This window comes from Pseudomonas sp. PsB (assembly GCF_043658375.1).
In the GTDB taxonomy this organism is placed as follows: Bacteria; Pseudomonadota; Gammaproteobacteria; order Pseudomonadales; family Pseudomonadaceae; genus Aquipseudomonas; species Aquipseudomonas putida_Z.
The window spans coordinates 236089-260614 of the sequence record NZ_JBIGLU010000001.1 but is presented as its reverse complement, the minus strand read 5'-3'; the positions used below and the strand labels follow the sequence as shown (position 1 = coordinate 260614).

Annotated in this window: 21 protein-coding genes; 8 read left to right on the top strand and 13 right to left on the bottom strand. The window is 63.4% G+C overall.

The window, feature by feature from the left end:
- Nucleotides 1–35: 35 nt before the first annotated feature.
- Both phoR and ACGLHT_RS01220 read left to right on the top strand, forming a co-directional pair.
- Entirely contained in the window at nucleotides 36–1343 is a 1308-nt protein-coding gene (gene phoR, locus ACGLHT_RS01225) for a phosphate regulon sensor histidine kinase PhoR (RefSeq protein WP_025341127.1), read from the top strand.
- A 229-nt stretch (nucleotides 1344–1572) separates the two neighbouring features.
- A complete protein-coding gene (locus ACGLHT_RS01220) occupies nucleotides 1573–2913 on the top strand; it encodes a hemolysin family protein (RefSeq protein ID WP_013974815.1) in 1341 nt (446 codons plus the stop codon).
- A gap of 116 nt (nucleotides 2914–3029) precedes the next feature.
- Here ACGLHT_RS01220 and ACGLHT_RS01215 read toward each other — a convergent pair whose 3' ends face one another.
- The 8 genes from ACGLHT_RS01215 to ACGLHT_RS01180 all read right to left on the bottom strand — a co-directional run bounded on the left by ACGLHT_RS01215 (nucleotide 3030) and on the right by ACGLHT_RS01180 (nucleotide 13769).
- On the bottom strand, nucleotides 3030–3926 hold the full coding sequence (locus tag ACGLHT_RS01215) for a M23 family metallopeptidase (RefSeq protein ID WP_013974816.1): 897 nt from the start codon (nucleotides 3924–3926) through the stop codon (nucleotides 3030–3032).
- 239 nt (nucleotides 3927–4165) lie between these two features.
- Nucleotides 4166–5062: a response regulator gene (locus tag ACGLHT_RS01210; RefSeq protein WP_137162673.1), complete on the bottom strand. Its 897-nt coding sequence runs from the start codon at nucleotides 5060–5062 to the stop codon at nucleotides 4166–4168.
- Nucleotides 5063–5226: 164 nt separating this feature from the next.
- Complete coding sequence (gene phoU / locus ACGLHT_RS01205; RefSeq protein ID WP_013974818.1) at nucleotides 5227–5997, bottom strand: phosphate signaling complex protein PhoU; 771 nt, start codon at nucleotides 5995–5997, stop codon at nucleotides 5227–5229.
- A gap of 187 nt (nucleotides 5998–6184) precedes the next feature.
- Entirely contained in the window at nucleotides 6185–7018 is an 834-nt protein-coding gene (pstB, locus tag ACGLHT_RS01200; RefSeq protein WP_003258171.1) for a phosphate ABC transporter ATP-binding protein PstB, read from the bottom strand.
- A 72-nt stretch (nucleotides 7019–7090) separates the two neighbouring features.
- Nucleotides 7091–8707, bottom strand: a complete 1617-nt coding sequence (gene pstA / locus ACGLHT_RS01195; protein WP_170978884.1) for a phosphate ABC transporter permease PstA — start codon at nucleotides 8705–8707, stop codon at nucleotides 7091–7093.
- Between the two features lie 71 nt (nucleotides 8708–8778).
- Nucleotides 8779–11067, bottom strand: a complete 2289-nt coding sequence (locus ACGLHT_RS01190; protein WP_137162675.1) for an ABC transporter permease subunit — start codon at nucleotides 11065–11067, stop codon at nucleotides 8779–8781.
- A 139-nt stretch (nucleotides 11068–11206) separates the two neighbouring features.
- The gene (locus tag ACGLHT_RS01185; RefSeq protein ID WP_013974822.1) at nucleotides 11207–12205 is read right to left on the bottom strand and encodes a phosphate ABC transporter substrate-binding protein PstS; all 999 of its coding nucleotides are present in this window, start codon (nucleotides 12203–12205) and stop codon (nucleotides 11207–11209) included.
- Nucleotides 12206–12479: 274 nt separating this feature from the next.
- Nucleotides 12480–13769: an MFS transporter gene (locus tag ACGLHT_RS01180; RefSeq protein ID WP_003258167.1), complete on the bottom strand. Its 1290-nt coding sequence runs from the start codon at nucleotides 13767–13769 to the stop codon at nucleotides 12480–12482.
- 360 nt (nucleotides 13770–14129) lie between these two features.
- Between ACGLHT_RS01180 and ACGLHT_RS01175 the strand changes: the two genes are divergently transcribed.
- The gene (locus tag ACGLHT_RS01175) at nucleotides 14130–14528 is read left to right on the top strand and encodes an acyl-CoA thioesterase (RefSeq protein WP_003253317.1); all 399 of its coding nucleotides are present in this window, start codon (nucleotides 14130–14132) and stop codon (nucleotides 14526–14528) included.
- A 71-nt stretch (nucleotides 14529–14599) separates the two neighbouring features.
- Complete coding sequence (locus tag ACGLHT_RS01170; RefSeq protein ID WP_274119879.1) at nucleotides 14600–15496, top strand: D-hexose-6-phosphate mutarotase; 897 nt, start codon at nucleotides 14600–14602, stop codon at nucleotides 15494–15496.
- 125 nt (nucleotides 15497–15621) lie between these two features.
- Here ACGLHT_RS01170 and ACGLHT_RS01165 read toward each other — a convergent pair whose 3' ends face one another.
- The 5 genes from ACGLHT_RS01165 to ACGLHT_RS01145 form a co-directional block, all read right to left on the bottom strand.
- On the bottom strand, nucleotides 15622–16155 hold the full coding sequence (locus ACGLHT_RS01165) for a DUF3299 domain-containing protein (protein ID WP_161797630.1): 534 nt from the start codon (nucleotides 16153–16155) through the stop codon (nucleotides 15622–15624).
- A 48-nt stretch (nucleotides 16156–16203) separates the two neighbouring features.
- Nucleotides 16204–16449: a GlsB/YeaQ/YmgE family stress response membrane protein gene (locus tag ACGLHT_RS01160; RefSeq protein WP_012274863.1), complete on the bottom strand. Its 246-nt coding sequence runs from the start codon at nucleotides 16447–16449 to the stop codon at nucleotides 16204–16206.
- 96 nt (nucleotides 16450–16545) lie between these two features.
- Nucleotides 16546–17628, bottom strand: coding sequence for a 5-(carboxyamino)imidazole ribonucleotide synthase (locus ACGLHT_RS01155; protein ID WP_075046776.1), 1083 nt, complete (start codon nucleotides 17626–17628; stop codon nucleotides 16546–16548).
- 10 nt (nucleotides 17629–17638) lie between these two features.
- The gene (purE, locus tag ACGLHT_RS01150; RefSeq protein WP_003253304.1) at nucleotides 17639–18130 is read right to left on the bottom strand and encodes a 5-(carboxyamino)imidazole ribonucleotide mutase; all 492 of its coding nucleotides are present in this window, start codon (nucleotides 18128–18130) and stop codon (nucleotides 17639–17641) included.
- Between the two features lie 171 nt (nucleotides 18131–18301).
- Entirely contained in the window at nucleotides 18302–19234 is a 933-nt protein-coding gene (locus ACGLHT_RS01145) for a LysR substrate-binding domain-containing protein (RefSeq protein WP_161797629.1), read from the bottom strand.
- A 182-nt stretch (nucleotides 19235–19416) separates the two neighbouring features.
- Between ACGLHT_RS01145 and aspA the strand changes: the two genes are divergently transcribed.
- The 4 genes from aspA (at nucleotide 19417) to ACGLHT_RS01125 (ending at nucleotide 24450) form a co-directional block, all read left to right on the top strand.
- Nucleotides 19417–20841 carry an aspartate ammonia-lyase gene (gene aspA / locus ACGLHT_RS01140; RefSeq protein WP_003260072.1) on the top strand — a complete coding sequence of 475 codons (1425 nt, stop codon included), beginning with the start codon at nucleotides 19417–19419 and terminating at the stop codon, nucleotides 20839–20841.
- A gap of 244 nt (nucleotides 20842–21085) precedes the next feature.
- The gene (locus ACGLHT_RS01135; RefSeq protein ID WP_025341135.1) at nucleotides 21086–22078 is read left to right on the top strand and encodes an AraC family transcriptional regulator; all 993 of its coding nucleotides are present in this window, start codon (nucleotides 21086–21088) and stop codon (nucleotides 22076–22078) included.
- Between the two features lie 225 nt (nucleotides 22079–22303).
- A complete protein-coding gene (locus tag ACGLHT_RS01130) occupies nucleotides 22304–23347 on the top strand; it encodes a histone deacetylase family protein (RefSeq protein ID WP_274119880.1) in 1044 nt (347 codons plus the stop codon).
- A complete protein-coding gene (locus ACGLHT_RS01125; protein ID WP_137162679.1) occupies nucleotides 23347–24450 on the top strand; it encodes a polyamine ABC transporter substrate-binding protein in 1104 nt (367 codons plus the stop codon). The genes ACGLHT_RS01130 and ACGLHT_RS01125 overlap by 1 nt, the downstream gene beginning before the upstream one ends.
- Nucleotides 24451–24526: the final 76 nt, after the last annotated feature.

Below are 24526 nucleotides of genomic sequence, written 5' to 3'. Positions count from 1 at the left end.
CGCCAAGCTGCACGTCGTTGTACAAGGACCGTCAATTGAACCAGAACTGGCACGCGACCCTGATTCGCCACCTGCTGCTGCTGATAACCGTCTGCCTGATCGGCGGGCTGGTCAGCGGCTACTATGGCTGGAGCCTGGCCATCGGCCTGGCGCTCTACCTGGGCTGGACCCTCAAGCAGCTGCTGCGCCTGCATGACTGGCTGCGCAACCACCAACCCGACGAAGCACCGCCCGATGGCTACGGCCTGTGGGGCGAGGTGTTCGACAGCATCTACCACCTGCAACGCCGCGACCAGCGCGTGCGCGGCCGCCTGCAGGCGGTAATCGACCGGGTGCAGGAGTCTACCGCCGCGCTGCGTGACGCGGTGATCATGCTGGACAGTGACGGCAACCTGGAATGGTGGAACCGCGCCGCCGAGACTCTGCTGGGTTTCAAGACCCCACAGGACGGCGGCCAGCAGGTGACCAACCTGGTGCGCCACCCGCGCTTCAAGGAATACTTCGAGGCGGAGAACTACCTCGAGCCGCTGGAAATCCCCTCGCCGATCAACGACCGCATGCGCGTGCAGCTGCACATCACCCGCTACGGCAACAACGAGCACCTGATGCTGGTGCGCGATGTTACCCGCATCCACCAGCTGGAGCAGATGCGCAAGGACTTCGTCGCCAACGTGTCCCACGAGCTGCGCACGCCGCTGACGGTGATCACCGGCTACCTGGAAACCCTGCTGGACAACGTCGAAGACGTGAACCCGCGCTGGGGCCGAGCCCTGCAGCAGATGAGCCAGCAAGGCTCGCGCATGCAGACACTGCTCAACGACCTGCTGCTGCTGGCCAAGCTGGAGGCCACCGACTACCCGTCGGACAACCAGCCAGTGGCGGTCGATGCCTTGCTCGCCGCGATCAAGAACGACGCCCAGGCCCTGTCCGGGCCCCGCAACCAGCGCATCACCCTGGAAGCCGCACCCGGCGTGCAGCTGAAAGGCAGCGAGTCGGAGCTGCGCAGTGCCTTTTCCAACCTGGTGTTCAATGCGGTCAAGTACACCCAGGACGAAGGCAGCATCCGTATTCGCTGGTGGGCCGATGCCCAGGGCGCGCACCTGTCGGTGCAGGACTCGGGGGTGGGCATCGATGCCAAGCACCTGCCACGCCTGACCGAGCGCTTCTACCGGGTCGATTCCAGCCGTGCGTCGAATACCGGCGGCACCGGGCTGGGGCTGGCGATCGTCAAGCATGTGCTGATGCGCCACCGCGGCAAGCTGGAGATCAGCAGCGTGCCGGGGCATGGCAGTACCTTTACCTGTCACTTCGCGCCGGCACAATTGGCCAACGGCAAGGCTTGAGGGCTTCGGGGGCTGCTTTGCAGCCCATCGCGACACAAGGCCGCTCCTACACTGGATCGCGGTCTCCTGTAGGAGCGGCCTTGTGTCGCGATGGGGCGCAAAGCGCCCCCAAAGAATCCATCGCCCTTTGCTTTTACGGCCCCAGCCGCTACATTGGACCCCCTGTGCCAGCAAGAGCTGGCACTTTTTTTCTCCTTATCTCGAAGACGGACCCCGTAAAAACTCCATCATGGACCCTTCCCCTGGTATCAGCCTCACCTCGTTATTCGCCGATTTCGGCATGATCATCTTTGCCTTGCTCCTGGTGCTGCTCAACGGCTTCTTCGTTGCCGCCGAGTTCGCCATGGTCAAGCTGCGCGCCACCCGCGTCGAGTCCATCGCCGAGCTGCATGGCTGGCGTGGCAGCATCCTGCGCAAGGTACACAACCAGCTCGACGCCTACCTGTCGGCCTGCCAACTGGGCATCACCCTCGCCTCGCTGGGCCTGGGCTGGGTCGGTGAACCGGCGTTCGCCCATCTGCTCGAGCCGCTGCTGGCCTACCTGGGCGTGGACACGCCCGAGCTGATCAAGGCCATCTCGTTCTTCGTCGCCTTCTTCGTCATCTCGTACCTGCACATCGTGGTCGGCGAGCTGGCGCCCAAGTCCTGGGCCATCCGCAAGCCCGAGCTGCTGTCGCTGTGGACCGCCGTGCCGCTGTACCTGTTCTACTGGGTGATGTACCCGGCCATCTACCTGCTCAATGCCAGTGCCAACACCATCCTGCGCATTGCCGGCCAGGGTGAGCCCGGCCCACACCACGAGCACCACTACAGCCGTGAAGAGCTCAAGCTGATCCTGCACTCCAGCCGTGGCCAGGACCCCAGCGACCAAGGCATGCGCGTGCTGGCCTCGGCCGTGGAAATGGGCGAGCTGGAGGTGGTCGACTGGGCCAACTCGCGCGAGGACATGGTCAGCATCGACGCCCATGCGCCGTTGAAGCAGATCCTGGCCCTGGTGCGCCGCCACAAGTTCAGCCGCTACCCGGTGTACGACGCCGAGCGTGAAGAATTCACCGGCCTGCTGCACATCAAGGACCTGCTGCTGGAGCTGGCCGAACTCGAGCACCTGCCCGAAACCATCGACCTCGACGACCTGGCACGGCCACTGGAGCGCGTGTCGCGGCACATGCCGCTGGCGCAGTTGCTGGAGCAGTTCCGCAAGGGCGGCGCGCACTTCGTGCTGGTGGAGGAAGCCGATGGCAAGGTGATTGGCTACCTGACCATGGAAGACGTGCTGGAAGTGCTGGTGGGCGACATCCAGGACGAGCACCGCAAGACCGAGCGCGGCATCCTCGCCTACCAGCCGGGCAAGCTGCTGGTGCGTGGCGACACGCCGCTGTTCAAGGTCGAGCGCCTGCTGGGCGTCGACCTTGACCATATCGAAGCAGAAACCCTCGCCGGGCTGGTCTACGAGACGCTCAAGCGCGTGCCTGAAGAAGAGGAAGTGCTGGAGGTCGAAGGGCTGCGCATCATCATCAAGAAGATGAAAGGGCCGAAGATCGTGCTGGCCAAGGTGCTCAAGCTGGATTGAGGGCAAGGGGGCTGCTTTGCAGCCCATCGCGACGCAAGGCCGCTCCTACAGGGGTTCGCGTATCCCTGTAGGAGCGGCCTTGTGTCGCGATGGGGCCGCAAAGCGGCCCCAAAATCTCAAGGGTTACCCGCAGTGAAGTCAGGCAACCCTCCGATCGGCCTGTCGAACCGATAAGGTATCGACTCCAGCGCCAACCCCACATTGCGCTGCACCACGAAATGCAGGTGAGGCCCGGTACTGTTGCCGGTATTGCCCGACTTGGCCAGCATCTGCCCCTGCCGCACTCGTTGCCCCTCCGCCACTACCACCGACCCGCGCATCAGGTGCAGGTACACGCCCATGGTGCCGTCCGGGTGCAGGATCCTGACGAAATTGCCCGAGGGGTTGGGGCCGCGCCCGCTCTGGCTGTTCTCCGTCTTCACCACCACCCCTTCCCGCGCCGCGATGATGGTGGTGCCTTCGGGCATGGCGATGTCCATGGCGTAACGCCCCTTGGGCCCAAAATGACTGACCCGGCCATTGGGGCCCTGGGTCACGCGGAACGGCCCGCCAATCCAAGGGAATGCATAGCGGAAGCCCTGGGGCCGCTTGCCCGGGTCGCCCATGGCCTGTAGCAGGGTCGAGCGGTAGTTCAGCAGCATCCCGGGGCGCCCCCTGAGCACGCTGAGCATTTGCGTGGTGCGCGGCGGCAGTACCCGGCGCACGGTACGCGGGGCATTGCCACCTTGTGCATTCACCAGGTTGTCCAGGCGCAACTCCACCTCCACTGGCACGTGTAGCTGGTTGCGGGCCGAAAAGCTCACGCCGCCGTTGAAGGTTATCGCGTTCAGCAGAACCTGGCCTTCGGGCACCTCAACCATAGGTACGCGCCGCACAAAGGTTTTGGCACCGGGGCCGGGCCGGTCGGAATAGGAGGTCACGCGGCCATCATCGGTGATCTCGTAGATAGTCATGCCCAGGCTCGACGCCGAGGCCATGAGCAATGCACAGAACAGCAGCAGGCGGGCGGGCATGATAGTGGCTTTTTGACAGTTATGATTTGTCGAAGCCTAGCAGGGGGTTTTGCGGCGGGTATGACAGTTGGTCGGATGGCCCTGGGGTGCACAGTTTTTTGTAGGAGCAGCCTTGTGCTGCGAATGGGCTGCAAAGCAGCCCCCAGGTATCAATGCCGCCGCAAGCATTGCCGGGGCTGCTTCGCAGCCCATTCGCAGCACAAGGCTGCTCCTACAAAAAGCGCGGTGTGAGGCTGCGGTCAGGCGCCCGGGGTGAAATGCTTCTGCGCCGTCCCGCGGGCAATCAGCCGCGACAGATAGTCGAGCTTCTGGGCATCCTGGTCGACGAACTTGAAGGTCAGTTGCAACCAGTCACTGTCGGGCTTGGGTTCCAGTGCCGCGACGGCATGCAAGTAGCCGTTCAGGCGCGCGACTTCGGCGTTCTCGCCCTGCTCCAGGTCCAGCACCGCGCCTTCCAGCACTTGGGGCAGCGCTTCGCCACGGCGCACCACCAGCAAGGCCTCTTTCAGGCTCAGCGCCTTGATCACGCATGGCTGCATGCCGCCGGCCAGGCGCAACTGGCCCTGGCCACGGCCGGTCGGCGCGGGAGCGGCGGGCCGGGGGGCATTGGCCACTGGCCTGGCGGGTGCTGGTGCCGACGCTGGCGCCGTGACCTTCACCGCTTCAGGCTTGCCGGCCGTCAGCGCATTCAGCGAGTCATTGGCGAACGCCGAGTTGACCCGTGCCGGGCCGCTGGCCATCAGGCTGTCGAGCTTGCCGATCTTGGTCAGGGCTTTTTTCACCTTGGTCAGCAATTGCTCGTTGGTGAACGGCTTGCCGACAAAATCGGAAACGCCCGCCTGAATAGCCTGGATGACGTTTTCCTTGTCGCCACGGCTGGTCACCATGATGAACTGCAGGTTCTTCAACTCAGGCTGCTGGCGGCACCAGGTGAGCAGTTCCAGACCGGACATTTCCGGCATCTCCCAGTCGCACAGAACCAGGTCGAACGCTTCCTTGCCCAGCATGGCCATGGCCTTGCGACCGTTGACGGCGTCGTCGATGGTCATGCCCGGGAAGGCATTGCGCAGGCATTTGCGGACCAGGTCACGGATAAACGGGGCGTCATCCACGACCAGCACATTCACTTTACTCATCGATACTCCTTCTGAATCCCGACTAGCCTACCGCCGAATAATGGCCACTTGCTACAACCTGGTCACGCCGGGACTTCTTCACATCGTTCGCGGGTGCCTGCCGGCTCCTCGACCGCAAACGAAAACGCCCGGCCAAGGCCGGGCGTCGATGCTCGGGAGCAACCTTACTTATCGTCAGGTTCGGCCGGAACATTAGCGTTTTCGCCGTCGGAAACAGCAGTGCCCTGCACTTCTGCCGTCATGCGCTTGAGGCCCATGTGACGCACGTCGGTGCCGCGCACCAGGTAGATCACCAGCTCGGAGATGTTGCGCGCATGGTCGCCGATACGCTCCAGCGAACGCAGGACCCAGATAACGCTCAGTACCCGCGAGATCGAGCGCGGGTCTTCCATCATGTAGGTCACCAGCTCACGCAGGGCGGTCTTGTATTCACGGTCGATGGTCTTGTCGTACTGGGCCACCGACAGCGCCAGGTCGGCGTCGAAGCGGGCAAAGGCGTCCAGCGCGTCGCGGACCATGTTGCGCACCTGGTCACCGATGTGACGCACCTCGACATAGCCGCGCGGCGACTCGCCTTCCTCGCACAGCTGGATGGCGCGGCGGGCGATCTTGGTCGACTCGTCACCGATGCGCTCCAGGTCGATCACCGACTTGGAGATGCTGATGATCAGGCGCAGGTCGGAGGCCGCCGGCTGACGACGGGCGAGGATGCGCAGGCACTCCTCGTCGATGTTGCGCTCCATCTGGTTGATCTGCTCATCGACTTCGCGCACTTGCTGGGCCAGGCCCGAGTCGGCTTCGATCAGCGCGGTAACTGCGTCGTTGACCTGCTTTTCGACCAGGCCGCCCATGGCCAGCAGGTGGCTACGCACCTCTTCGAGCTCGGCGTTGAACTGCTGGGAAATGTGATGCGTAAGGCTTTCTTTGTTGATCATCGTTCGCTCCGCGAAGAAGCTGCAAGCTTCAAGTAGTTCGTGTCATTCCCTGGCCCACCCTGGCAAACACATCCTGTGGGAGCGGGTTCACCCGCGAACACCGGCGAAGCCGGTGCCAAGCACCGCAGCGCCTGCTTCGCGGGTAAACCCGCTCCCACAGGGGCCAGGTACCTATCCCGAGCGGCTGCTAGCCGTAGCGACCGGTGATGTAGTCTTCGGTCTGCTTCTTCGCCGGGTTGGTGAACAAGGTGTCGGTATCCCCGAATTCGACCAGTTTGCCCATGTACATGAACGCGGTGTAGTCCGAAACACGGGCCGCCTGCTGCATGTTGTGGGTCACGATGACGATGGTGTACTTGGATTTCAATTCGTAGATCAGTTCCTCGACTTTCAGGGTCGAGATCGGGTCCAGTGCCGAGCACGGTTCGTCGAGCAGCAGCACTTCCGGCTCCACGGCGATGGTGCGGGCGATGACCAGACGCTGCTGCTGGCCACCGGACAGGCCCAGTGCCGAGTCGTGCAGGCGATCCTTGACCTCGTCCCACAGGGCCGCGCCCTTCAGCGCCCACTCGACCGCTTCGTCGAGCACGCGCTTTTTGTTGATGCCCTGGATGCGCAGGCCGTAGACCACGTTTTCGTAGATGGTCTTGGGGAACGGGTTGGGCTTCTGGAACACCATGCCCACACGGCGGCGCAGCTCGGCCACGTCTTCGCCCTTGCGGTAGATGTTGTTGCCGTACAGGTTGATGGCGCCTTCCACGCGGCAGCCGTCAACCAGGTCGTTCATGCGGTTGAAGGTGCGCAGCAGGGTCGACTTGCCGCAGCCGGACGGGCCGATGAAGGCGGTCACGCGCTGCTTGGGGATATTCATCTGCACATCGAACAGCGCTTGTTTGTCGCCGTAGAACAGGCTCAGGCCCGGCACTTCGATGGCTACGGTTTCTTCGGCCAGGCGCAGGCTCTGCTTGTCGCGGCCCAGGGCAGACATGTCGATGCCGTGGGTATGGGATTCTTGCTGCATGGTCAACTCCATACGCTAACAATTCGTTTCAAAGGGCCGCCCGGCTCACGGGCGGCACGCTTGCAATCAGGATCAGCTGTCGAGGGCCTTGTACTTCTCGCGCAGGTGGTTACGGATCCACACGGCCGAGAGGTTGAGGGCCGCAATCACCAGCACCAGCAGCAACGCCGTGGCATATACCAGCGGCCGCGCGGCCTCGACGTTGGGGCTCTGGAAGCCGACGTCATAGATGTGGAAGCCCAGGTGCATGATCTTCTGGTCCAGGTGCAGGTACGGGTAGTTCCCGTCCACCGGCAGCGACGGGGCCAGCTTCACCACACCTACCAGCATCAGCGGTGCCACTTCACCGGCGGCGCGGGCCACGGCGAGGATCATGCCGGTCATCATCGCCGGGCTGGCCATTGGCAGGACGATCTTCCACAGGGTTTCGGCCTTGGTCGCGCCCAGGGCCAGCGAGCCCTCACGCACGGTACGCGGAATACGCGCCAGGCCTTCCTCGGTGGCCACGATCACCACCGGCACGGCCAGCAGCGCCAGGGTCAAAGATGCCCACAGCAGGCCCGGGGTACCCAGGGTTGGCGCCGGCAGTGCTTCGGGGAAGAACAGGCGGTCGATCGAGCCACCCAGCACATAGACGAAGAAGCCCAGGCCGAACACGCCGTAGACGATCGCCGGTACACCGGCCAGGTTGTTCACCGCGATGCGGATCAGGCGGGTCACCGGGCCCTGTCTGGCGTATTCGCGCAGGTACACGGCAGCCAGCACACCGAACGGGGTGACGATCACGGCCATGATCAGGGTCATCATCACGGTACCGAAGATGGCCGGGAAGATACCGCCCTCGGTGTTGGCTTCACGCGGGTCGTCGCTGAGGAACTCCCAGACCTTGGTGAAGTAGGTGCCCAGCTTGGTGAACCCCGACATGGCGTTCGGCTGGATGGCGTGCACCACCTTGCTGAGGTTGATTTCCACTTCACGGCCGTTGCCATCGCGGGCCACCAGGCTGTCGCGAGCGAAGGCCTGGTGCAGGCCGGTCAGGCGGTCTTCGATGGCCTTGTAGCGGCTGTTCAGCTCGGCGCGCTCGGCGTCCATGTCGGCCTGGGCGGCGGCGTCCAGCTTGCCGTCCAGCTCCAGCTTGCGCGCCTGCAGACGCAGGCGCTCGAGGCCATGGTTGATGGCGCCGATGTCTTTCTTCTCTAGGCTTTGCAGTTCGCTGTTGAGCTGGTTGGCGCGCTTGAGGCGGGCCTGCAGCTCGGCCCAGGCGGCAGCACCTTCGGCGACCACGCGGCCTTCTTCCTTGACGCTGACCAGGTAGCCGTAGAAGTTGCCCCACTCGCGACGCTCCAGGGCGATCAGGTCGGTCGGGCGCTTTTCGTCGACCAGCCAGTCGCCGACCACCCAGGTGAAGTCGCTGCCGTTGAGGTCGCGGTTGCCCACCTTGATCAGCTCACGGGTCATGAACTCCGGGCCTTGGTCAGGCACTGGCAGGCCGGCGCCTTTCAGGCGGGCACGGGGTACTTCTTCCTTTTGCACCACTTCGCCAATGACGACATGGTCGGCCTGGCCCGGCACCTTGTAGGTGGCCTGGACAAGATCGGCCGGCCAGAAGTGGCCCAGGCCGCGCACGGCAATCACCGCCAGCAGGCCAACGGTCATGATCACTGCCATGGCCACCGCGCCGCCGCTCATCCAGACGCCTGGGGCGCCGCTCTTGAACCAGCCTTTGAGGGAATCCTTTTTCACGGATCGCTACCTTTCTATCAAAGCGACGAGTATTTCTTGCGCAGACGCTGGCGAATCAGCTCGGCCAAGGTGTTCATGATGAAGGTGAACATCAGCAGCACCAGCGCGGCCAGGAACAGCACGCGGTAGTGGCTGCCGCCGACTTCCGACTCCGGCATTTCCACGGCCACGTTGGCGGCCAGGGTGCGCATGCCCTCGAACAGGTTCAGCTCCATCACCGGGGTGTTGCCGGTGGCCATCAGCACGATCATGGTCTCGCCCACCGCACGGCCCATGCCGATCATCAGCGCCGAGAAGATACCCGGGCTGGCGGTGAGGATGACCACGCGAGTCAGGGTCTGCCATGGCGTCGCCCCCAGGGCCAGGGAGCCCAGGGTCAGGCTGCGCGGCACGCTGAACACGGCGTCTTCGGCGATGGAGTAGATGTTCGGGATGACCGCGAAGCCCATGGCGATACCCACGACCAGGGCGTTGCGCTGGTCGTAGGTTATCCCCAGGTCGTTGGTGATCCACAGGCGCATGTCGCCGCCAAAGAACCAGTTCTCGAGGTGCGGGCTCATGGTCAGGGCGAACCAGCCGGTGAACAGGATGACCGGGATCAGGATCGCCGCTTCCCAGCCATCCGGGATACGCAGGCGGATCGACTCGGGCAGGCGGGTCCAGGCAAAGCCGGCCAGCAGGATGCCGAGCGGCATCAGCAGGAACAGGCTGAACACGCCCGGCAGGTGGCCTTCCAGGTACGGGGCGAGGAACAGGCCGGCGAAGAAGCCGAGGATCACGGTCGGCATCGCTTCCATCAGTTCGATCACCGGCTTGACCTTGCGGCGCATGCCCGGGGCCATGAAGTAGGCGGTGTAGATGGCCGCGGCAATCGCCAGCGGGGCCGCCAGGATCATGGCGTAGAACGCGGCCTTCAGGGTACCGAAGGTCAGCGGCGACAGGCTCAGCTTGGGCTCGAAGTCGGTGTTCGATGCGGTCGATTGCCAGACGTATTTCGGCTCGTCGTAGTTCTCGTACCACACCTTGCCCCACAGCGCGCTGAAGGAAATTTCCGGGTGCGGGTTGCGCAGGCTCAGTGGCAGCAGCTTGCCGCCTTCTTCGATGATGATGCGGTTGGCACGTGGCGAAAGGGCCAGGATGCCAGGGCCTTCGGCGGCCGGCTCGACCAGCAGGGTACGGTGCGCGGTGCTGTGGAACACGCCCAGCTCGCCTGCGGCGTCGAGGGCGACGAAGCCCTTGCGGCGCTCTTCGGCGTCGATCTGCACGACCGCGGCCTTGCCCATCTGGAAGGTGCGGATCAGCTTGAAGCGGGATTCGCCATCCGGGTCACGGGCCATGAACCACTGGGCCAGGCCGCCCTTGGAGTCGCCGATGATCAGCGAGATGCCGCCGACCAGCTGGGCGGTGGCGGTAATTTCGGTGTCGGCGCTTTCAGACAGCTTGTAGCGGCCGTTGAGGCTCTTGTCGCGCAGGTTGAACACGTCCGCGGTGGCGCGGCCGTTGATCACATACAGCCACTGCTGACGCGGGTCGATGAAGATGTTCTTCACCGTTTCGGTCATCTGCGGCAATTCGATGCGGTTCTGCTCGGTGGTGACCTCTTCGGTCATCATGTTTTCGGTGCGGGTCAGCTCGACCACCTGCAGGTGCGCGCCGGTGGAACCGGCCATCAGCAGGGTGTCGCCATTGACGTTGACGCTGACATGCTCCAGCGCACGGCCCTGCTCGTCGAGCACGAACGGCTGCTCGCCGTACGGGTAGTCGATGCCGGGGGCGATGGTTTTCTTGTTGTCCGGGTAGGTGATCTTGTAGGTGTGGTGGAACACCAGCGCCTGGCCATTGGACAAGCCCAGCACCAGCAGCGGGCTACCCGGCTGGTCGGCACTGATCGAAGTGACCTGGGTGCCTGCCGGCAGTGGCAGGTCGACACGCTTGAGCTCGTTACCGGTCTTGGTATCGAAGAACAGTGCCTGGCCCTTGTCCGAAACGCGCATGCCCACCAGGTTCTGCTCTTCAAGCGCGATCATCAGCGGCTTGCCGGCATCCTGTTGCAGCCAGGTCGGCTCCAGGGCTTTCTTGCTGGTCAGCTCGGCGCCCTGGAACAGCGGCAGCACCACATAGGCCAGATAGAAGAAGATCAGGGTGATCGCCGCCAATACGGCAAGCCCGCCCACCAGTACATACCAGCGGGTCAGGCGGTCCTTGAGCGCGCGCATGCGGCGCTTGCGTTGCAACTCCGGCGTATTGAAATCAATCCGCACGGGCTGGGAGTTTTGGGTCATGTTGGAGTTGGCCAGATCATTCATGCGCACACCCTAGCGGTCCCGTGTGACAAAAACATTACAAAGTGGTGACGCACGAAAGCCCGCCGCACAGGAAACCTGGCTTCGGACTGGAATTTCGTGGAAGAGGCCAGGCATCAGCGCCGGCCTCCCCTTCAATTACTTACTTTTTTGCGACGTTACCAGCGTGGGACAGGCCCAAGTCAGCCAAGGTCTTGTCGACGACTTTGGCCGGCAGCGGGATGTAGCCATCCTTCACCACGACCTGCTGGCCAGCTTGCGACAGCACCAGCTTGACGAACTCGGCTTCCAGCGGGGCCAGAGGCTTGTTCGGGGCCTTGTTGACGTAGACGTACAGGAAGCGCGACAGCGGGTAGGTGCCGTTCAGGGCGTTGGCTTCGTTGTCTTCAACGAACTCGCCGCCTTCCTTCTTGGCCAGGGCCACGGTCTTGACGCTGGCGGTCTTGTAGCCGATACCCGAGTAGCCGATGCCGTTCAGCGAGGAGCTGATCGACTGCACGACCGAAGCCGAGCCAGGCTGTTCGTTGACGTTAGGCTTGAAGTCGCCTTTGCACAGGGCTTCTTCCTTGAAGTAGCCGTAGGTGCCCGATACCGAGTTACGGCCGAACAGCTGTACTGGCTTGTTGGCCAGGTCGCCGGTCACGCCCAGGTCACCCCAGGTCTTGACGTCGGCTTTGCCACCGCACAGGCGGGTGGAAGAGAAGATAGCGTCGACCTGGGCCATGGTCAGGCCTTTGATCGGGTTGTCCTTGTGCACGAACACAGCCAGGGCGTCTACGGCGACCGGGATGGCGGTCGGTTTGTAGCCGTACTTCTGCTCGAAGGCCTGCAGCTCGACGTCCTTCATCTTGCGGCTCATCGGGCCGAGGTTGGCGGTGCCTTCGGTCAGCGCGGGTGGCGCGGTGGAGGAGCCGGCAGCCTGGATCTGGATGTTTACGTTCGGATATTCCTTCTTGTAGGCCTCGGCCCACAGAGTCATCAGGTTGGCGAGGGTGTCCGAACCGACGCTGGAGAGGTTGCCCGACACACCGGTGGTCTTGGTGTAGGTCGGGATCGCAGGATCGACAGCGGCTACCGCGTTGGCGGTTGCAACGCCAGCGGCGGCAAAGGTGAGGGCCGCCATCAAACGCTTCAGTTTCATGCCTTGCTCCTAGCAGGAATATTGGGGTGTTGGATGGAACGGGCCCAAGTATCTGCAGGCCGCATGAATACGATATGACTTGAATATGACAATTGGATGAAAAGCCATCACCGCTCAGCTGCTTGGCAATACCTGTAGGAGCGGCCTTGTGTCGCGATGGGCTGCGCAGCAGCCCCGGCAATTTGTGCCGGGTTTGCGATCTCTGGGGCTGCTGCGCAGCCCATCGCGACACAAGGCCGCTCCTACAATGACTGCGTTGACCAATCGGTGCCGATCAGCGCTTGTTGGCGAGCAGGTACAGGCCCACAACCAGACCAACGGCACACAGCCCCGCCACATAGTAGGCCGGCGCCATCGGGCTCACTTTCAGCAGCGCAGTCACCACCATCGGCGTCAGCCCGCCAAAGATTGCGTAGGCCACGTTGTACGAGAACGACAGCCCGCTGAAGCGCACCACCGCCGGGAACGCCTTGACCATCACATAAGGCACCGCGCCAATCACGCCCACGCACAGGCCGGTCACCGCATACAGCGGGAACAGCAGCTCGGGGCGCGTAGGCAGGCTGTGGTAGAAGGTCCAGGAGGTCGCCAGCAGCAACAGGCTGCCGATCACGAACACCCGGCCCGCGCCAAAACGATCAGCCAGGCTGCCAGCGCCGATGCAGCCGAAGCTGAGCAGCACGATGGCCAGGCTGTTGGCCTTGAGCGAGTCGGTGGGGCTGATGTGGTAGATGCTCTGCAGCAGCGCCGGAGTCATGAGGATGAGTACCACGATGGCGGCTGACAGCATCCAGGTCAGCAGCATCGACAGGATGATCGCACCGCGATGGTCACGCAGCACCGCGCGCAACGGCAGTTCCTCGGCCAGCGCCTTGCGCTGCTGCATCTCGGCGAACACCGGGGTTTCGTGCAGCCAACGGCGCAGGTACACCGAGAACAGGCCGAATACACCGCCGAGCAGGAACGGGATACGCCAGGCGTAATCGGCCACTTCCTGTGCGCTGTAGACGCTGTTGATCAGGGTCGCCACCAACGAGCCAAGCAGGATACCCGCAGTCAGGCCTGCGGTGAGGGTGCCGCAGGCGTAGCCGGTGTTGCGCTCTGGCACGTGCTCGGACACGAATACCCAGGCGCCGGGTACCTCGCCGCCGATGGCCGCGCCCTGGATCACGCGCATCAGCAGCAACAGGATCGGCGCCCACATGCCAATCTGTGCATAGGTGGGCAGCAGGCCCATGATCAGCGTTGGCAGGGCCATCATGAAGATGCTCAGGGTGAACATCTTCTTGCGCCCGAGCAGGTCACCGAAGTGGGCCATGATGATGCCGCCCAGCGGCCGCGCCAGGTAGCCGGCGGCAAAAATGCCGAAGGTTTGCATCAGGCGCAGCCATTCGGGCATGTCGGCGGGGAAGAACAGCTTGCCGACCACCGTGGCGAAGAACACGAAGATGATGAAGTCGTAGAACTCCAGCGCGCCGCCCAGGGCGGACAGTGAGAGAGTCTTGTAGTCACTGCGGGTCAGCGGCCGCGAGGGCTGCTCGATACTGCTCGGCACGGAAGTCATCGCTGATTGTTCTCTTTGTAGGCATGCAGGCCGCTTGGCACGCGGCTTCTGGAGTGGGAGACAGGCGAAGATAGCAAATTGCTGAGCTGCGCCGGAAGCGATACAAAATCCCTACACATATTCATGAATGCACGGTCGTCGCTGGCCGTTATGCTCTATATACTGGCAGTTCGTAGGAAAAGGTTGCTGCTAGCGTGGGATGTTGTGCGAAAACGCCGGTCTTTATGTCAGGCGGTTTCGCAGAGTTTCCCTACGGCCGCTCAGTGAAACGAAATCGGCGTAGTATGTTTCAAGCTGAATCGTTTACCCGGCCTTTGCGCCACACCAACGAAAAGCGTCACGGGTCAGAGGCCCCATCGCATGATTGAGCTCGAACAAGAAGATCCAATCCCGCAAGGCGACCTGGCCTTGCAGATCACCGCACTGCCGCGCGAAACCAACGGGTTTGGCGACATCTTCGGCGGCTGGCTGGTCGCCCAGATGGACCTGGCCGGCACCGCCATGGCCAGCCGTGTCGCCGGCGGCCGAGTGGCCACCGTAGCCATCGACCGCATGGCCTTTCTGGTCCCGGTCGCCGTCGGCGCGCAGCTGTCGTTCTATACCCAGACCCTGGAAATCGGCCGCAGCTCGATCCAGATGATGGTCGAAGTATGGAGCGACGACCCGCTGTCCAGCGAATGGCGCAAGGTCACCGAAGCAGTCTTCGTCTTCGTCGCCATCGACGGCAGTGGCCGCACCCGCTCCGTACCTCGTCGCTGAGCCACGCCGGCGGTAAACTCATTGCATGTGCCCGGGTCCAAGGCCCACTGGCAATCAATGAGATGAATGCAATGGCTACCTTCCAGGTCGTAACCGAGCAACATGGCGAACTCAACTGCTGGCGTATCAGCAGCGACCAAGCCGAACTACTGATCGCCCAGCAGGGCGCGCAGATCCTCAGCTACCAGCGCGTTGGCGAGCCACCGCTGCTGTGGCTGAGCGACCAGGCCATCTTCCGTCAGGGCAAGTCGGTACGCGCCGGTGTGCCGGTGTGCTGGCCATGGTTCGGCAACCTGCAGCGCAACCCCCAGGCCGTGCAGGCCATGTACCACGGCAAACAGGCACCCGCCCACGGCCTGGCGCGCGCGCGCGACTGGCAATTGCTGGGCATCGAGGAAGCGGGCGAAGGCCTGCGCATCGAATTCGAACTGCCGGAAGCGCAGGGTGACCTGCCTGGCTGGCCTCATGACGTCGAACTGAAGCTGGTAGTGGAGCTGGGCGAAGACCTGCAGCTGAACCTGACCAGCCGCAACATGGGCAATACCCCCGTTACCATCAGCCAGGCCCTGCACAGCTACTTCGCGGTCAGTGACGTGCGCCAGGCGCGGGTCGAAGGGGTCGAGGGGCTGAGCTATATCGAGACCCTGGCTGACTGGGAGCAGCGCCAGCAGCAGGGGCCGCTGGGGTTTGTCGGGGAAACAGACCGGATCTACCTGGCGACCCCGCAAACCCTGAGCATCGTCGACCCGCATTGGGAGCGGCGCATTACCTTGACCAGCAGTGGGTCGCGCTCGGCGGTGATCTGGAACCCTTGGACCGAGCGGGCCAAGGAACTGCCGGACATGGCCGATGACGGGTGGCAGCGGATGCTGTGCATCGAGACGGCGAATGTGTGGGATGACCTGGTGGAATTGAAGCCTGGGGCCAGTCATTCGCTTGGCTTGGTGGTGGCTAGCGAAGCGCTTTGATCTGAAGCCGTTGGGACCGCTGCGCAGTCCTTTCGCGACACAAGGCCGCTCCTACAAGGGTATACGGTCGCCTGTAGGAGCGGCCTTGTGTCGCGACGGGCTGCAAAGCAGCCCCTTCAAGGCAATCAGAGGTCTGCGTCCTCCACCACCCTCACCTTCCCGGCATCCAGCGCATAGGCCGCATCGGCCAGGTCATTGCTGACCTTCTCCACCTTCAGCTTGCCGCTGACCCACAGTGGTGTGTAGATATCATCGATCTTCAGGCCTTTCGGGTAGCGCACCAGCACCAGCTGGTTCGGTGGTGGTGGCGGCACATGGATGCACGCGCCCGGGTACGGCACCAGGAAGAACAACGTGCTGTTGCCCTTGGCATCGCTCTCCAGCGGCACCGGGTAGCCGCCCAGGCGAATATCCTTGCCGTTCATGGCCGCCACGGTCTTGGTCGAGTACATCACCGCCGGCAGGCCCTTGCTCTGCTTCAGGCCGCCCTTGTCGGTAAAGGTGCCCATGGCTTCCGGCGAATTGTGGTCGATATCGGGCATTTGCTCGAGTGCCTGCTGGTCCGACTTGGGCATCAGCTCCAGCCAGTCGGTTTCAGGCAGTTCGGCATGGGCCAGGGCGCTGGCCAACAGCAGTGGGGCGAGAAAAAAGGCACGCATCAAAATGCTCGGCAACTCGAATGAATTGCCGGGCATTCTAACCAGTATTCAACGTTTCTTGATGAATCCGTAGATCACCAGCAGGATCACCGCACCGATCAGCGCGCCAAGGAAACCGGCAGCCTGCCCGGCCTGGTAGATACCCAGCGCCTGGCCGCCGTAGGTGGCCAGCAGCGAGCCGGCAATCCCCAGCAGAATAGTCATGATCCAGCCCATACTGTCGTCGCCCGGCTTGATGAAGCGGGCCAGCAGGCCGACGATAAGGCCGATGAAGATGGTTCCAATGATACCCATGGCAATCCCTCTGCAGTGAAGATGGAACAAGCCAAAGCCTAGACAGCGCTTTGGCTTGTTGCCATTTCAGAGGGCAAGCCGCTGGTAGAAGTTCGATCAGTTGCCGATCAGGGCTTCTACTTCGGCAATCTTGCGCTCGAGGGTGGCCATGTCGTGGCAGCGCAGGGTGGCGTGGCCAACCTTGCGACCAACCTTGAAGGCCTTGCCGTAGTGGTGCAGGTGGCAGTCACCGATGGCAACCACCTTGTCCACCGCCGGCACTTCACCGATGAAGTTGAGCATCGCGCTCTCGCCGACCTTGGCGGTCGAGCCCAGCGGCAGGCCGGCGACGGCACGCAGGTGGTTCTCGAACTGACTGCACTCGGCGCCTTCGATGGTCCAGTGCCCGGAGTTGTGCACGCGCGGGGCGATTTCGTTGGCCTTCAGGCCACCGTCGACTTCGAAGAACTCGAAGGCCATCACGCCCACATAGTCCAGTTGCTTGAGCACACGGCCCACGTAGTCTTCGGCCAGGGCCTGCAGCGGGTGCGCCTGGCTGGCGACCGACAGGCGCAGGATGCCGCTTTCGTGGGTGTTGTGCACCAGCGGGTAGAAGCGGGTTTCGCCATCACGGGCACGCACGGCCACCAGCGACACTTCGCCGGTGAATGGCACGAAGCCTTCCAGCAGGCAAGGTACGCTGCCCAGCTCGGCAAAGGTACCGACCACGTCCTCAGGCGTGCGCAGCACCTTCTGGCCCTTGCCGTCGTAACCCAGGGTGCGGGTTTTCAGCACGGCCGGCAGGCCGATGTTGGCCACCGCGGCGTCCAGGTCGGCCTGCGAGAGGATGTCGGCGAAGGCCGGGGTAGGGATACCCAGGTCGCGGAACATGCTCTTCTCGAACAGGCGGTCACGGGCGATGCGCAGCGCTTCGGCGCTGGGGTACACCGGCACGAACTGCGAGAGGAAGGCCACGGTCTCGGCCGGGACGCTTTCGAACTCGAAGGTGACCAGGTCGACTTCGTCGGCCAGCTGGCGCAGGTGGTCCTGGTCGCCGTAGTCGGCACGCAGGTGCTCGCCCAGCGGCGCAGCGCAGGCGTCCGGCGCCGGGTCGAGGAAGGCGAAGTTCATGCCCAGCGGGGTACCCGCCAGGGCCAGCATGCGGCCCAGCTGGCCGCCACCGATTACACCGATCTTCATGGGTTGAGCCTCAAGCCTGGCGCGGGTCTGGGTTGTCCAGCACGGTGTCGGTCTGTTCCGTGCGGAACTGCTTGAGCGCCGCGTGGTACTGCGGGTACTTGGCGCCGAGGATGCTGGCCGACAGCAGCGCGGCGTTGACCGCACCGGCACGACCGATGGCCAGGGTGGCAACCGGCACGCCGGCTGGCATCTGTACGATCGACAGCAGCGAATCGACACCCGACAGCATCGACGATTGCACAGGCACGCCCAGCACCGGCAGGTGGGTCTTGGCGGCACACATGCCTGGCAGGTGGGCTGCGCCACCGGCACCGGCGATGATCACCTCGATGCCACGGCCCTCAGCCTCCTCGGCATACTGGAACAGCAGATCCGGGGTACGGTGGGCGGAAACCACCTTCACCTCGTAGGGAATGCCGAGTTTTTCCAGCATATCGGCGGTGTGGCTAAGGGTGGACCAATCGGACTTGGAGCCCATGATCACGCCAACCAGTGCACTCATCGTCGAGCCTCTTCGCTTGTGCGCCCTTGGGCGCGTCAAAAAACAACAAGCCACGCGGGACGACCGGCGTGGCTTGTTTGCTGATCAGGACCGGACGCATCCGGTCGAAAGGCCGCGCAGTATACCGTAAGGTGGTGCGTTTAAGGCACCCCGGCGACCAACTGTCGCCCCTTATTTTTCGGGGCTTTGACTGACTTTTGGGTCAACCATCGCCGCCCCCTCGAGCTTGCGCCACAACAGCCTTACATTGGCCTTGCGCACCAGGGCGCAGCGGTAAAGGCGGATTTCCAGCGGCACGTGCCACTGGCTGCCGCCGCAGATCGCCAGTTCACCCCGTTCCAGTTCGCCACGCATCGACAGGCGCGGCACCCAGGCGATGCCCATGCCTTCCAGCGCCATGCTCTTCAGACTGTCGGCCATGGCGGTTTCATAGACGGTGGTATAGCGCAGGTTGCGCTGACGCAGCAGCAGATTGACCGAGCGACCGAGGAAGGCGCCGGCGGTATAGGCCAGTAGCGGCACGCTGCCCTCGCCTTCCAGGTCGAACAACGGCTTGCCGTCGGCGTCCACGGCGCATACCGGCAACATTTCAGTGGTGCCCATGTGCAGCGACGGGAAGATCTCGGCATCCATCTGCAGGGCGGCATCCGGGTCATAGAAGGCCAGCATCAGGTCGCAGCCACCTTCGCGTAATGCATGCACGGCATCTCCGACGTTGGTCGCAACCAGGCGGGTGGCGATGTTCAACCCGTCGTTGCGCAACTGGGCCACCCAACGCGGGAAAAAGCCCGATGCCAGGGAGTGTGCCGCGGCTACCTGCACCACCTCACCCTGCCCGCCTTCCAGATGATGCAAGTGGCGGAGAATTTCGCTCAACTGGTCGACAACAGTACGCGCAGTGACGAGAAACAGCTGGCCGGCCTCTGTCAGCTCGATCGGCGTGCGGGAACGATTCACCAATTGCAGGCCCAAGGCTGCTTCCAGGCTGCGAATGCGCCGGCTGAAGGCCGGTTGGGTGACGAAACGCCGCTCTGCCGCCTGGGAAAAACTGCGGGTGGCGGCCAGCGCGCTGAAGTCTTCCAGCCATTTGCTTTCAAGGTTCACGAAGCACATCTCCTGGCGTGCACCAAAATGGAACACGCTCGAATGTCAATTGGCGTCACATGAAACACTATGCCGTTTGTGCATAGGTTAGCGTGCAACAGCATTGGCCGCAAAATCACCTTCAGGCCTAGGATTGGCGCCATTCCGGCATGTGCCGGGTCAAAATCGAGATGATATACATCATGTCCTCCGCTGCATCGTTCCGCGTCGAAAAAGATTTGTTGGGTACCCTTGAAGTTCCTGCAGATGCCTACTACGGCATCCAGACCCTGCGCGCTGCCAACAACTTCCACCTCTCCGGTGTTCCGCTGTCGCACTACCCGAAACTGGTCGTGGCCCTGGCCATGGTCAAGCAGGCTGCTGCCGACGCCAACCGTGAGCTGGGTCACCTGAGCGATGCCAAGCACGCTGCCATCACCGCAGCCTGCGCCCGCCTGATCAAAGGCGATTACCACGACCAGTTCGTGGTGGACATGATCCAGGGCGGTGCTGGTACTTCTACCAACATGAACGCCAACGAAGTCATCGCCAACGTCGCGCTGGAGGCCATGGGCCACCAGAAGGGTGAGTACCAGTACCTGCACCCGAACAACGATGTGAACATGGCGCAGTCGACCAACGACGCCTACCCGACCGCCATCCGTCTGGGCCTGCTGCTGGGCCACGACGCCCTGCTGGCCAGCCTCGACAGCCTGATCCAGGCCTTCGCTGCCAAGGGTAAAGAGTTCGACCACGTACTGAAGATGGGCCGTACCCAGCTGCAGGACGCCGTACCGATGACCCTGGGCCAGGAATTCCGCGCCTTCGCCACCACCATGACCGAAGACCTGCAGCGCCTGCGCTCGCTGGCCCCGGAACTGCTGACCGAAATCAACCTGGGCGGTACCGCCATCGGCACCGGCATCAACGCCGACCCTGGCTACCAGGCCCTGGCCGTACAGCGCCTGGCTGCCATTAGCGGCCAGCCACTGGTACCGGCTGCCGACCTGATCGAAGCCACCTCGGACATGGGCGCCTTCGTGCTGTTCTCCGGCATGCTCAAGCGTACCGCCGTCAAGCTGTCGAAGATCTGCAACGACCTGCGCCTGCTGTCCAGCGGCCCGCGCACCGGCATCAACGAGATCAACCTGCCAGCGCGTCAGCCAGGCAGCTCGATCATGCCAGGCAAGGTCAACCCGGTTATCCCGGAAGCCGTCAACCAGGTGGCCTTCGCCATCATGGGCAACGACCTGGCCCTGACCGTCGCCGCCGAAGGTGGCCAGCTGCAGCTGAACGTTATGGAGCCGCTGATCGCCTACAAGATCTTCGACTCGATCCGCCTGCTGCAACGCGCCATGGACATGCTGCGCGAGCACTGCATCGTCGGCATCACCGCCAACGAACAGCGCTGCCGTGAACTGGTCGAGCACTCGATCGGCCTGGTCACCGCCCTGAACCCGTACATCGGCTACGAAAACGCCACCCGTATCGCCCGCGTTGCCCTGGAAACCGGCCGCGGCGTACTGGAACTGGTGCGCGAAGAGAAGCTGCTGGACGACGCGATGCTCGACGACATCCTGCGTCCGGAAAACATGATCGCTCCCCGTCTGGTTCCGCTGAAGGCGTAACCAGGCCGCTGTAAACAGTCTCACCAGGTCGAGGGACTAGACACCTCTCAACCTTTCCAAGGCCCGAGCCTATGCTTCGGGCCTTTTTTTTTGCCTGAAGGATTTGGGGCTGCTTTGCAGCCCATCGCGACGCAAGGCCGCTCCTGCAAGAGCCCTGCGTACACCGGCCAATGTGGGAGCGGCCCCCGAACATCGGCACACAACTTGCTCCATAATGCGTCCCAGCCCAACGGGATTACCCAGCATGCTGCACAGCCACCTGACCACCCTCAACGCGGTTTCGCTGATCCTCAACGTCTTCCAGGCAGACGGTTGCGACGCGTCGGCGCTGCTGGCCGGCAGCGGCATCGGCCCGGCAGACCTGGGCCATGCCGATGCGCGCATCACCACCCAGCAGGAACTGCAGGTGTGCGCCAACGCCGTTGCCCGGCGCGAGGATATCGGCCTGGAACTGGGCCGGCGCATGCATGTGTCATGCTACGGCATGCTCGGTTACGCCCTGCTCTCCAGTGCCACTTTGGGTGACGCCTTGCGCCTGGCTCTGCAGTATCCGGCACTGCTGGGAACAGTCTTCAAGCTGCGTTTGCTCGACGACGGCCAGCGCGTCTGGTTCAGCGCCAGCGACTACCACGACAGCCCGACGCTGACCGCCTTCAACGCCGAGTTCTGCCTGGTGTCGCTCAAGGTCATCTGCGACGACCTGCTCGGCCGCCCGCTGCCCCTGCTGGCAGCCCGTTTCGAACACCCACGGCCCGGTTACCACGCACTCTATGCCGGGGCATTCCAGTGCCCGGTCGGTTTTGACGCCGAGGACAATGCCTTTGCCTTCGAACAGCGCTGGCTGGACACGCCACTGCCGCTGGCCGACCCGATTACCCACAAGGCCATGAGCGAACGCTGCCGGCGCCTGAACCTGGAATTCACCGGCCGCCAGGCCTGGCTGGGGCGGATTCGCCAACTGCTGGCGCAGCAACTGGATGCAGCGCCCGGGCTGGAAGGGCTGGCGCGGCAGATGAACTGCTCATCGCGCACCCTGCGCCGGCATTTGCAGGCGTTGGGCAGCAGTTATCAACAGCTGCTGGATGAACTGAGGTTCGAGCGGGCCAAACAGATGCTGGCTGATGAGCAGATGCCGATCTATCGGATTGCCGAGTGCCTGGGGTTCAGCGAGACCGCCAGTTTTCGGCATGCCTTCCAGCGTTGGAGTGGCGTCGCGCCCAGTCACTTCCGCGGTTGACCTGTACCGGCCTCTTCGCGGGCTTGCCCGCTCCCACAGGTTCTGCACAACTCTCCAGTGTTGCGGGATACCTGTGGGAGCGGGCAAGCCCGCGAAGAGGCCGGTACAGGAGAAGCGGGCCAAAGAGCTTGGCCATATCGATCCCCTTTTGGCCACTTGCGTCGTTCTCCCCCACTGGCCCGCCCATGAGAATGGGCCCACGCCAGTACCCACCGGAGAACAACAATGCTGACGATCTATTCCGATGACCACCGCCTGCACCACGGCCGCTGCGAGCTGATCGACGGCAAGCTGATGCCCTGTTTCGAAATGCCGTCACGCGCCGACCATGTGCTCGACCAGGTCAAAAAGCGCAATCTTGGCGACATCCAGGGCCCCACCGACTTCGGTCGCGCACCGTTGCTGCGCATCCACAGCGCCGGCTACCTGGACTTCTTCGAAGGCGCCTGGGCGCGCTGGGCCGCACTGGGCCAGGAAGGCGACTTGCTGCCGTTCACCTGGCCCGCACGCACCCTGCGCCAGGTAAAACCCATCGGCCTGCACGGTGAGCTGGGCTACTACAGCTTCGATGCCGGCGCACCGATCACCGCCGGTACCTGGCAGGCCGCCTACAGCGCCGCCCAGGTCGCCCTCACCGCCCAGGCGGCTATCCAGCAAGGTGCCCATTCCGCCTTCGCCCTGTGCCGCCCGCCAGGGCACCATGCCGCCGGCGAAGTCATGGGTGGCTATTGCTACCTGAACAACGCCGCGATCGCCGCACAGGCCTTCCTCGACCAGGGCCGGCGCAAGGTCGCCATCCTCGACGTCGACTACCACCACGGCAACGGCACCCAGGACATCTTCTACAACCGCAACGATGTGTTCTTCGCCTCGATCCATGGCGACCCGCGCGACGAGTTCCCGTTCTTCCTCGGCTATGCCGATGAAACCGGCGAGGGTGCCGGTGAAGGCTGCAACATCAACTACCCACTGCCGGCCGGCAGCGACTGGGCCGCCTGGAGCGCTGCCCTGGAGGACGCCTGCCAGCGCATCGCCGCCTATGACGCCGATGTGCTGGTGATCTCGCTGGGCGTGGATACCTTCAAGGACGACCCGATCTCGCAGTTCAAGCTGGACAGCCCGGACTACCTGGAAATGGGCAAGCGCATCGCTCAACTCGGCAAGCCGACCCTGTTCGTGATGGAAGGCGGCTACGCTGTGGAAGAAATCGCTATCAACGCGGTCAATGTGCTGGAAGGCTTCCAGCGCGCCCAGCCAGGAGCCCGGTAATGGTCCGACTCAAGCGTCTGCTCGCCCCGTTCATCGCCGCTACCCTGTTCACCGGTGCCCTGCATGCCCAGGCCGAACAGCGCACCCTGCGGGTGTACAACTGGTTCGACTACATCACCCCGCAAACCCTCACCGAGTTCCAGAAAGACAGCGGGGTGAAGCTGGTCTACGACATCTTCGACACCAACGAGGCGCTGGAAGCCAAGCTGCTGACCGGCAACTCCGGGTATGACGTGGTAGTGCCGTCCAACGTGTTCCTCGCCAAGCAGATCGAAGCGGGGGTGTTCCAGCCGCTGGACCGCAGCAAGCTGCCGAACTGGCAGCACCTGGACCCGGCGCTGATGAAGCTGATCGAGGCCAACGACCCCGGCAACAAATTTGCCGTGCCCTACATGTACGGCACCGTGCTGATCGGCTTCAACCCGGCCAAGGTCAAGGCTGCGCTCGGCGACAACGCCCCGGTGGACAGCTGGGACCTGATCTTCAAGGAAGAGAACATCGCCAAGCTCAAGCAGTGCGGCGTGGCCCTGCTCGACTCGCCGTCGGAGATCATGCCGCTGGCGTTGCAGTACCTGGGCTTGCCACCGAACAGCGACAAACCGGCTGATTACAAGAAAGCCGAAGCGCTGATGCTGAAGATTCGCCCGCACATCACCTACTTCCATTCCTCGAAATACATGGCCGACATCGCCAACGGCGATATCTGCGTGGCAGTGGGCTACAGCGGCAGCTTCTCGCAGGCCGCCAACCGCGCTGTCGAGGCGAAGAATGGCGTAGTGGTGGACATGCGCCTGCCCAAGGAAGGTGCACCGATCTGGTTCGACATGCTGGCGATTCCGAAGAACGCGGCCAACCCGGAAGATGCCCACGCGTTCATCAACTACCTGCTGCGGCCCGAAGTGATTGCGCCGATCAGCGACTTTGTCGGGTACCCGAACCCGAACAAGGATGCGACCGACAAGGTGAGCCCGGCGATTCGCAACAACCCCAACCTGTACCCGACGGCGGAGGCGATGGCCAAGCTGTATACCCTCAAGCCCCTGGCGCGAGATGCAGAGCGGGCGCGGACCCGGGCCTGGACGCGGATCAAGTCCGGTACCTGAGTCGCCTGCTTCGCGGGCACGCCCGCTCCCACAGGATCTGCGCCACACTCAAGGCCAGCGCTGTACCTGTAGGAGC